The 9481-nt window shown below is 57.0% G+C and carries 12 protein-coding genes and 1 riboswitch; of the genes, 3 read left to right on the top strand and 9 right to left on the bottom strand.

Features of this window, described 5'->3' with window-relative positions; all coding sequences use genetic code 11:
* Window positions 1-74 precede the first annotated feature (74 nt).
* Together IQ265_RS28330 and IQ265_RS28325 are read right to left on the bottom strand one after the other, a co-directional pair.
* Entirely contained in the window at window positions 75-668 is a 594-nt protein-coding gene (locus IQ265_RS28330; protein ID WP_194059873.1) for a hypothetical protein, read from the bottom strand.
* Between the two features lie 533 nt (window positions 669-1201).
* Window positions 1202-1582 (bottom strand): CU044_2847 family protein, encoded by a 381-nt coding sequence (locus tag IQ265_RS28325; protein WP_194059871.1) that lies wholly within the window; start codon window positions 1580-1582, stop codon window positions 1202-1204.
* Window positions 1583-1775: 193 nt separating this feature from the next.
* Between IQ265_RS28325 and IQ265_RS28320 the strand changes: the two genes are divergently transcribed.
* A complete protein-coding gene (locus IQ265_RS28320) occupies window positions 1776-2288 on the top strand; it encodes a 2TM domain-containing protein (protein ID WP_194059869.1) in 513 nt (170 codons plus the stop codon).
* 48 nt (window positions 2289-2336) lie between these two features.
* On the opposite strand, the gene hypB is transcribed toward IQ265_RS28320, so the two are convergent.
* The 7 genes from hypB to cobM all read right to left on the bottom strand — a co-directional run bounded on the left by hypB (window position 2337) and on the right by cobM (window position 6630).
* Window positions 2337-3038: a hydrogenase nickel incorporation protein HypB gene (gene hypB, locus IQ265_RS28315; protein ID WP_194059867.1), complete on the bottom strand. Its 702-nt coding sequence runs from the start codon at window positions 3036-3038 to the stop codon at window positions 2337-2339.
* A 59-nt stretch (window positions 3039-3097) separates the two neighbouring features.
* On the bottom strand, window positions 3098-3277 hold the full coding sequence (locus IQ265_RS30955) for a DUF6516 family protein (RefSeq protein ID WP_228038618.1): 180 nt from the start codon (window positions 3275-3277) through the stop codon (window positions 3098-3100).
* Between the two features lie 3 nt (window positions 3278-3280).
* A complete protein-coding gene (locus tag IQ265_RS30950; RefSeq protein WP_228038616.1) occupies window positions 3281-3490 on the bottom strand; it encodes a hypothetical protein in 210 nt (69 codons plus the stop codon).
* Entirely contained in the window at window positions 3490-3813 is a 324-nt protein-coding gene (locus tag IQ265_RS28305; RefSeq protein ID WP_194059865.1) for a hypothetical protein, read from the bottom strand. The genes IQ265_RS30950 and IQ265_RS28305 overlap by 1 nt, the downstream gene beginning before the upstream one ends.
* A 46-nt stretch (window positions 3814-3859) precedes the next feature.
* Complete coding sequence (gene hypA / locus IQ265_RS28300) at window positions 3860-4234, bottom strand: hydrogenase maturation nickel metallochaperone HypA (RefSeq protein WP_194059863.1); 375 nt, start codon at window positions 4232-4234, stop codon at window positions 3860-3862.
* A gap of 9 nt (window positions 4235-4243) precedes the next feature.
* Window positions 4244-5440 carry an agmatinase family protein gene (locus IQ265_RS28295; protein WP_194059861.1) on the bottom strand — a complete coding sequence of 399 codons (1197 nt, stop codon included), beginning with the start codon at window positions 5438-5440 and terminating at the stop codon, window positions 4244-4246.
* A 110-nt stretch (window positions 5441-5550) separates the two neighbouring features.
* Window positions 5551-5656, bottom strand: a riboswitch (guanidine-I (ykkC/yxkD leader).
* Between the two features lie 59 nt (window positions 5657-5715).
* Complete coding sequence (gene cobM, locus IQ265_RS28290; RefSeq protein WP_194059859.1) at window positions 5716-6630, bottom strand: precorrin-4 C(11)-methyltransferase; 915 nt, start codon at window positions 6628-6630, stop codon at window positions 5716-5718.
* 275 nt (window positions 6631-6905) lie between these two features.
* Here cobM and IQ265_RS28285 point away from each other — a divergent pair, with 275 nt between their 5' ends.
* Window positions 6906-7682 carry an MOSC N-terminal beta barrel domain-containing protein gene (locus tag IQ265_RS28285; protein WP_194059857.1) on the top strand — a complete coding sequence of 259 codons (777 nt, stop codon included), beginning with the start codon at window positions 6906-6908 and terminating at the stop codon, window positions 7680-7682.
* Window positions 7683-7998: 316 nt separating this feature from the next.
* Window positions 7999-9228, top strand: a complete 1230-nt coding sequence (hemW, locus tag IQ265_RS28280; RefSeq protein ID WP_194059855.1) for a radical SAM family heme chaperone HemW — start codon at window positions 7999-8001, stop codon at window positions 9226-9228.
* Window positions 9229-9481: the final 253 nt, after the last annotated feature.

The raw sequence follows: 9481 nt of genomic DNA, 5'->3' as shown, positions 1-9481 counted from the left end.
AAGATAATCGCTACAGCGGCTGCCCATCCACCCATCCACCCGCCCACTCACCCATTACCCGCCCCGGCCAGGCCCTAATCCTGATAGGGCCTAATGTCGTACTGCACATAGGGCTGCTGCTGCGCCGGGGGCGGCAGGGGCTGCCGTTCGTAATAGTAGTAGGGGCTGGGGGGCATTCGCATGGGGTACACCATCGGCGGCGGCGGCTGGGTGCGCCTCTGAATGTGCATTAGCCACAGGGCAATAATGGCAAAGGCGGTGCCGCCCCCGAGCATCAACATGAGAAACAGACCCAAAATGCCCCAGAGAATCATGGTTTGGGTTTCATTGTTGCGCGGGATAGACTCGATCAGCCGCACCTGCTGAGAGGTCATTTCTTCGACCGCCGTTTGGTAAGTGTCGAGCTGGGCCATCACCTGCTCAGTTTCAGCCTGCTGTCGTTCGAGCTGGGCCTTGAGATCGTCGGCCAGGTCTTTTTGAGCTTCCAGTTCGTCTTTCAGGGCGTTAACTAAGTCTTCCTGGCGGGTCATGTCGCGCTCTAGGCGCTCTTGAGGGGTAACTTGGCTAATACCCGGCGGCACCGGCACCGTTTCAATATTCAGGCTTTCGGCGCTGGGTGGCGGCGGCGGCAGCGAAGGAGTGCTGCCGGGGCCCGATCGCACCAGCATCGTCAAAATGACCAGTGCTCCCCCGGCGGCAAAACAGGTGATTAAGATAGGCTTGTCCTTCGTCAATCCCTGCAAAATCTCATTCCCTGGTAGTGGTGATGGGTTATAGTTCGTCAGAGTTTCAGGAACTGTCGAGAGCGGACTAGGAGAATTGACTCGGCCATTGGGCCAAAACGCCGCAGAGGCAGCCCCAGCGTGAACAGGTAGAGATTAGTTTGGTCGTTTCGAGGGCTGAAACTAAAACCAAAGGCTCGAATCTACAAAATGGTAAGAAAGATTCAATAGAAACCCTTGTATTTCAGGCTTTATTATCAAATTATTATACATTGGCCCAGAACTGGCACAACAAATCTACGTTTAGGCTGCCGATTGGGGCTGTGAGCAGTCATTGAAGGGCGGCAAACCGCAACTGGCTCGCCCTGCATTCGGAGGACACAGCAAAAAACCGGGCTGCTGTGGGGGTAGCAGGTCTAAACGACCCTTCCCTTCGGCAACCCGGCAATTGTGACGACAATTTTTGACCTATGAGGGCGCTATTTGAACGAGCACTCAACCGTAATTTTCAGGTTGCTCTCAGCGGTGCCTTTAGTAACGTAAGGAACTCCTGCCTCTCCGCCGACCTTAAGGCCGAACTCCAGGGTGACTTTTTCGACGTTGGCGGTGGCCATATCCTTGAAGGCATTCATGGTGTGGCTGGTGTACGTGCGAATGGTGCCTTCGATGGCCTTAAAGCTCTGGGCTGCCTGAATTTGAACAGCCTGATTGGCGCTGTTCCATCCCTTGGCGGTGCGGGTGGTTTCGCCATAAGGGTCGGGGCTGGGGGCTGGAGCCGAGCTGGGGGCGACCACATTTTCGGTGGCCTCCATGTAGATCTCGGTGCCATCCTCTAGGCGGATGGGAACCAGTTGGGTCATAGTACACACTCCAAGGGTTAGATGCATAGCCTTCGGGGTTAGCATGCCCGGATCGGGGGCAGGTCTTATCACGACGGCGGTGGGCTAAGGCGGCGCTGGGGCTGGTGACAATAGGTTTTCCGTACCCCAACCGATCCCCGAAATCGTTTAGATTTTGTCTATAAGGAAAAAGAGAGTTTTGGTAGGGGCGGCAATGGCTGAGCTGAGGGCAGATCCTTACATCAACAATGGCGATTTTTTGTACCCGGCTGAAGACGCTCAGCAGATTTTGAGCCTTGCGATCGCCCGCCAGACCGAGTCGGGTGAGCTCTCCCGCACCCAGCTGCTAGAAATTGCCGACGAGTTGGGCATCTCTGCCGACAGCATCGCCGCTGCCGAGCGTGAGTGGGATGTTAAGAAGTACGAGCTTGCTGATCAAAAACTGTTTGACAACCAGCGCAAGCAGCGCCTTCAAAATGACATTGCCCAGTTTTTGATTTGGGGTGGCGGTGTGCTGGTGTTTCAGCTGGTAACCGGAGGCTGGGTCTGGAACGGTCTGTTGTACCTAGTCTTTGGTCCCTGGGCACTACAAATCGCTTGGGATGCCTGGCGCATCTATCGCCCCAATAATTACAGCTATCGCAAAGAGTTTGAGCACTGGCGGCGCAAGCAGCAGATGAAGCGCGCCGTCGGCGGCGTGGTGCGGCGGTTTTTGCGGTCGTCGTAGCGGCTGCAGGAGTAAATCTCAACGGTGCATTGCTGGCGCGGATGCACCCTACGCATGAATGTGAGTACGCGACTCACCCTTGGAAACGCTGCGATCGCGCACCCACCCAAACCAGTCTTCCAGCCCTTCCCCGGTTTTGGCCGACACCGGAATAATGGTGCAGTCGGGGTTCATCTGCCGGACGTTGGCGGCGATTTGCTCAATGCTGACCTCCAAGTAGGGCGCGAGGTCAACCTTTGTAATCAGCAGGCAGTCGGCCTCCTGAAACATGATTGGGTACTTGAGCGGTTTATCTTCGCCTTCGGTGATGCTGAGCAGGGCCACTTTGGCATGTTCGCCCACTTCAAACTCGGCGGGACACACCAGGTTGCCCACGTTTTCGACCAGCACCAGATCAAGGGCGTTGGGGTCGTAGCTGTGCTCCAAGGTGTGAAGACCGCCCGCCACCATCTTGGCGTCGAGATGGCACGATCGCCCGGTATTAATCGCAATCACGGGAACGCCATACTGGCGCAGGCGATCGGCGTCGAGTTCGGTGGTCATATCGCCTTCAATCACTGCGATCGCCAGATCTCCGTGCAGCCCCTCCAGGGTGCGCTCCAGCAGCGCCGTCTTGCCCGCTCCAGGGCTGCTCATCACGTTCATACAGGTGATGCCCCAGCGGTCAAAGTGGGCTCGGTTGTGGTCGGCCCCGCTCTGGTTGACGTGGAGCAGATCGATTCCTAAGGCAGCGTCAAAGGTTTGGTGCATGGGAGGAGTGTAGATTTTAGATTGGGGATTTTAGAGCGAGGTTAGTACAAATCAATGGGCTAGCATTCTGGCAAGATCTCTGACTCTAGGAAAGTCAAAAACTTTGTGAGACCTCTAGGTATGGAGGTTTGAACGTTATCTTCGGCATTGACGTGGACATGGTGAGGGAAGTTGGGCAGATCTGGAAAGTGAGGAACGTTGTCCCAACGCTTACGGAGTGTTTTCTGGGTGCTATCCATCCATTAATAGCGGTAGCGGTCTGGCTGGGGCTGATCGTTGATAATGACAAAGTATTCTGCGATTTCAAGAAAATCAGCGTTTGTTAGTGTGACCCGAGTCCGAAAGTAACCTCTGTCTTGTAAATCTCTTTCCTCAACAATTGAGAAGGACTCGACGATGGTGCTTGCAATTAGTTTGGATTTGATCTCGGTAAGATACTGCTGGGCATCCATCAGCTACTAATGGATTGCAAGACGCCAATTCGAGTTTGAACGGCTTGCCACATATCGTAAAAAGCGCTCCATTCAAAGAAATCCATGCTATCGCCCAGTTCTCCGGCGTTGAACTGTTGGTAAAAGGTGTCTGAGGGCATCTGATACTGACTTTCATAAACCTGGAGCTTGGCCTGGAGGTCTGAGGCCTGTTGAAGGGCTTGGCTGTGCTCTAACTCGATAATTTTGGCAAAGGAACGCTCCATTAGATCGCTGTGGTAGCCCCTTTGATAAAGGGCGTTGAGTACCTGCAACTGATCTAAGAAGCGATTTTGAGAGGTCATGGCTGATGGCCTATTGCCTTGATCTAAATCTCAGTTTGTCCCAGGCCTAAAGGAGAGACGTTGAGCTAGTCGCTTCTGCATACTCTACCCGATCAATCTTCAGCTCGCGGCCAGAGCGAATGTCGCCCATGGGCGACTGGCAGGTGGGGCAGGCATATTGCAGGCCAATCTCGGGCCGGTACTCGCTCTGGCAGTCGTGGCAGTAGGCAATCAGCGGCGTTTCGTTAATCACCAACTCAGCCCCGTCCAAAAATGTGCCCCTAGTCTGCGCCTCAAAGGCAAACTGTAGGCCCACCGGCTCCACACAGGTAAACTTGCCCACCGTCAGATGAACCTTTTCAATCGCGGGTTCCCCCGGCTGAGCTTCCCACCAGTCACGCACGGTGAGAATCAGGGCCTTGGTCATGTCGGTCTCATGCATGGGGCTTTCCTACTGCCACGGCTCATCCACATTCATGTTCGCCTCTTCGTGGATGTACGACGGCTTCTCGCGGCGGGGTAGCTGACCCGACTTGACCAGGTGGGCCATTGTGTCGCAGATCACGCGGGTGGCCATTAGCGCGGTCATGTCGCTGACATCGTAGGGAGGCGACACCTCCACCACTTCGATGCCGCAGACAGTGGTTTCTTGCACGATGCGCTTGAGCAGGTAGAGGGCTTCGCGGGGCAGCAGGCCGCCGGGTTCGGGCCAGCCGGTGCCGGGCACAAAGCCTGCGTCGATGCAGTCGATGTCAAAACTAATCCACACGCAGTCGGTGCCGTCAGTGGCGCGCTGAATGGCAAAGTCAGCGGCGGCATCCAACCCCATTTCGGTAATGTCGGTAACGGTGAGAATGTTGGTGGCCCGCTCGCGGCACACCTTCACCCCCTGGCGGGGCACCTGCCAGCCGCCGATACCTAGCTGCACCAGGTTTTTGGCCGGGGCGTTGGCCATGTTGGTGGCGTGGAACCAGGGGCAGGTGTGCATGCGCTCGTCGAGGTCGGTTTCCTGGGTATCGACGTGGCGATCGAAGTGGATGATGCCCACTTTCTTGTCGCCCAGGTGGCGACAGATGCCCCGCACCGTGGGAAAGCCAATGGAGTGGTCGCCGCCCAGCAAAATCGGGAACGCGCCGGAAGCAAACACGTGGGCCACGCCCTTAGAAATCTGGTCGAAGGACTTCTCGTTGTTGGCGGGGATGGTGAATACATCGCCGATGTCGCAGAGGGTGATGCTCTCGCGCAGGTCGATCCCCATTTCAAAGTTGTAGGGGGTGTAGAGAGCCGAAATGCGGCGAATGCCCTGGGGGCCAAAGCGGGTGCCGGGGCGGTAGGTGGTACCGCTGTCGTGGGGAATACCCACGATTGCCACGTCAAACTCGCCCACCCGGCGCACGTCTTCGACGTAGGGCGCTTTGAGAAAGGTGTTGATGCCCGCATAGTGGGGCAGCTCGCCGCGGGAAAAGGTGGGGATGGTGCGATCGCGAATGCTCGCCGCCGCCTCCAGGCCATACTCCAGCCCCTGGGAAACCTCCTGCTGCCAGCCGGTCAGAGGCAGGCGGGCTTCCATCTCTAGGGCGCGCTGGGCCTCCGAGGATTGGCCGTTAGGGCTTTGAAATACCGGATCGTTAGAGGGGTCGGTGGTCATTAGGAAAGCCTCGCAGGGTTGCACTGAGCACTACTCTAAACGCGATTCCCCAGGCTAGGTACAGCAAAGCCCGAGAAAACCACAGAAGTTGAATAGTTCAACTCCTAGAATCCTCCCGGGCTTTTGTCCCGCCGTGTAGTTGGCAATTACCAACCCGCCTCTCTCGGACCAGGCGTTTGACCCAATAGCCAAACCGGAACCCTAGAGGCATAAATTTTTCATGCAGATACTCTAAGCCCAGAGTCGGCTCTGGTCAAGGTTTCCTTCGGTTCCGCTCAGGAAACGGAGTCGAGTTCCGGTGGCTGAGCGGAGTCGAAGCCCGGTGGCTGAGCGGAGTCGAAGCCCGTGGAACCGCGCGGGCGAAACAGATGGGTATGGTCGGGGTTATACAGCCGTGACCTGGCCTTCTGCCCCCGCAGCGCCGGGCTAATCACGTAGAGCGTGGTGCGAATTAAGTCTCTCTCGCGGGTGGTTTTGGCCATTTCTGACAGGGGCACGATCACGATTTGCTCATCGGGCCAGCCGACGCGAAAGCAGATCGCCACCGGGGTATCTGGCTCGTAGTGCTTCAACAGCTGCGCTTGGGATTCTTCTACGTGGCGAGCGCTGAGGTAGAGGCACAGGCTGGTCTTGTGGGCCGCCAGACTGGCCAAGTCCTCCGCCTCGGGCACCTGGGTACGCCCGCTGATGCGGGTGAGAATGATCGACTGCACCAGCCCTGGAATGGTCAGCTCTGCATTGAGCTTGGCCGCCGCCGCCTGGTAAGCGCTGATGCCCGGCACCACCTCGAAGGGCACCTCGGCCTCCGCCAGCGCCTGAATTTGCTCGTGAATAGCACTATAGAGGCTGGGATCGCCCGATTGCAGGCGAATGACTGACTTTCCAGCCCGCACGCGCTCTACCATCAGGGGCAAAATGCTCTCTAGGGTCATGGTGGCGGTGCCAATGCGCTCGGCATCGGGGCGAGTCCACTCCAGAATTTGCTGAGGTACCAGGGAGTTGGCGTAGAGAATTACATCCGCCTGGCTCAACAGCCGCTGGGCCTTAACGGTCAGCAGCTCCGGGTCGCCTGGCCCTGCCCCGACAATGTACACCCCCGGTGCCAGAGCTGTGCCCTCCAGAGATGCATCAGAAGAAGAAGCTTGACTTTTAGGGGCTGGAATTTTAGGGGAGGTCACGGGGCTAGCCATAGAGCAAAGGTCAACAATTCACACAGCCCCCAGATCATAGCCACTTTGCTTCAAGTATCTGTGAACCCCAGGCATTTCCCCGGAATTTAGCCGCCATCTCAGGAGATTGGAACGGTAGATGCACCCTGATTCGGACCCCTGAGGATAGCTAACTCAGGGGTCTTTTTTGTCCTTGTAGGGTCGTAACTGGGGCCGGTTGAGAGCAGATTTTGGAGTTTAGATTTTGGCTAGCTATGATGACTGAGGCAGTGATATAGCCTTAGTCGCAGGGGTACATGAAGCCTTACCTAGCTCGCATTGATATTTTTCCGGTCAAGTCGCTGGATGGGGTTTCGGTGGCTCAAGCGTCGGTGCTGGATAGTGGGGCGCTGGAGCGCGATCGTACCTATGCCCTCTTTGATGCCCAAAACCGCTTCATCAACGGCAAGCGCACCGCCGCTATCCACCGCCTGCGATCGACCTTCTCAGACGATGGCCACTCCATTACCCTATGCGTGGATGGCGATACTCCAACCGCCACCTTTCACCTGCACCAGCAGCGCCCAGACCTAGAAACCTGGCTCAGCGGCTACTTTCAGCAGCCCGTTACCCTGCAAGAAAACCGCGACCTCGGCTTTCCTGACGACATCAGTGCCGCTGGACCCACAGTAATCAGCACCTCGACCCTGCAAACCGTCGCCGCCTGGTACAACCTGACCCCCGACGAAACCCGCCGCCGCTTCCGCACCAACCTAGAAATCGACGGCGTGCCCCCCTTCTGGGAGGACCAACTCTTCAGCCCCGACTCCGACCCGGTGCGCTTTGCCATTGGCAATGTGGTGCTAGAGGGCATCAACCCCTGCCAACGCTGTGTCGTCCCCACCCGCGATACCCTCACCGGAACCGCCACCGATCGCTTTCAAAAAACCTTTGCCCAGCAGCGTGCCGCCACCCTGCCGAACTGGGCATCCACCCAACGGTTTGACCATTTTTACAAATTGGCCATCAACACCAACATCTCCACCCAAGGCGGGCAAATCCTCAAGCTCGGCGATAGTGTTAGCGTAATTTGACATACGCCTAGGCTACTGCAAGGGGTATGTCTCCACAGATAGCCTACAAGCCGAGACCGATGCGAAGCGCGATATGCCACCCACAGCCTAATACGTCCGTCGGGTCCAGGGCGGCGGAACGTCCCTGGTCGAGGGGGTCTGGGGACAATCGAAATGTCCCCAGCGGCAGATCTGGCTGTAATACCAGATTTTGCCTGACCACCCCTAATTCAGCAGGGCAAATGCCATTTGCCCCTACGGTTGGGCCATTTGAGAATCGAAATTTTGTGCTTCGAATTTGGCAGCAATTCCAGCCTCTCGCTTTGGAATTCAGGCGATGACCAACCATTCTCCAACCATCCTCAGCCCTGCCGCCGCCTACCTCCACATCCCCTTCTGCCGTCGCCGCTGCTTTTACTGCGACTTCCCAATTTCAGTACTGGGTAACCAGCGGCGGGGCGAGACCTCCGGCACCGTCGAGAGCTATGTGAAGCTACTCTGCGAGGAAATTGGAGCGACTCCCAGACTGAACGAGCAGCCGCTGCAAACCGTATTCTTCGGCGGTGGTACCCCCTCTCTGCTCTCCATCCCTCAGCTTGAGCAAATCCTCGCCCAGCTCGATCGCCGCTTTGGCATTGCCCCCGCCGCCGAAATCTCCATGGAAATGGACCCCGGCACCTTTGTCCTGTTGCATCTCCAGGGCTACCTGACCGCAGGCGTCAATCGCATCAGTTTGGGCGTTCAGGCCTTAGACGATGCCACCCTAGAAAGCTGTGGCCGCTACCACCGCACTGCCGACGTGTACCGGGCTGTCGATTGGCTGCACCAGGTCGCCATGCCCAACTGGAGCCTCGATTTAATCTCAGGATTACCCCACCAAACCCTCGCCGACTGGGAAACTGGCTTGGCCAAGGCCATTGCCCTCCATCCCCACCACCTGTCGATTTACGACCTCACCGTAGAACCCCAAACCGTCTTCGCCCAACGCTACCAACCGGGCGATACGCCGCTGCCGACAGACGAGCAAACCGCAGCAATGTATCGCCTGGCCCAAGCATTTCTCACCGCCCAGGGCTACGACCACTACGAAGTCTCGAACTACGCTCAGCCAGGTCACCAATGTCAGCACAACCTGACCTACTGGCATAACCAGCCCTACTACGGCTTTGGCCTGGGGGCCGCCAGCTACACCCAGCACCAGCGCGTTAGCCGACCTAGAACGCTAACGACCTACGGCGAGTGGGTCAAGGACTTCAAAGCTGCGGGAGGAATTCACACCGAACCGCCGACACCGGCGCTGGAGCAGTTGTTAGATCGACTGATGCTGGGGCTGCGGTTGAAGGCGGGAATCAGCGGGGATGAACTGCGTTCCCATTGTTCGCCAAAAACCTGGGCAGTTCTCTATCAAACCCTAACGCCGCACATCCAGTCAGGATTAGTGGTTGCCGAAGGCGACACCTGGGACGACCTTCGTTGTTTGCGCCTCAGCGATCCCGAAGGTTTTCTGTTTTCTAATGTGGTGCTGTCTGACTGCTTTCGGGCGTTAGAGGACTGGCAGGAGCGCTAATGCTGCTATCGCAGATTTCGTACTTAACACTGCTCATAAATCAATCGCAAATGCAGCTATCTAGAAAGGGGACATTGCTTAACTACAAACCCCGCTTTGTAACGCTGAGAGAGCTGGTGAGCAATGCCCACCCTTGTATCTTAAAAAGTGTGGCAGACCGTCCCACCCTAGGTTAAGCAAACCGCGTGTAGCTTGGGTCGCCGCACCTTTAAGGATAAAACTCGAAAAATCGCCAGGAGCCTGTGACTCCGTA

This window comes from Nodosilinea sp. LEGE 06152, from assembly GCF_015207525.1.
GTDB lineage: Bacteria > Cyanobacteriota > Cyanobacteriia > Phormidesmidales > Phormidesmidaceae > Nodosilinea.
This window is presented reverse-complemented; position numbering and strand designations above follow the sequence as displayed.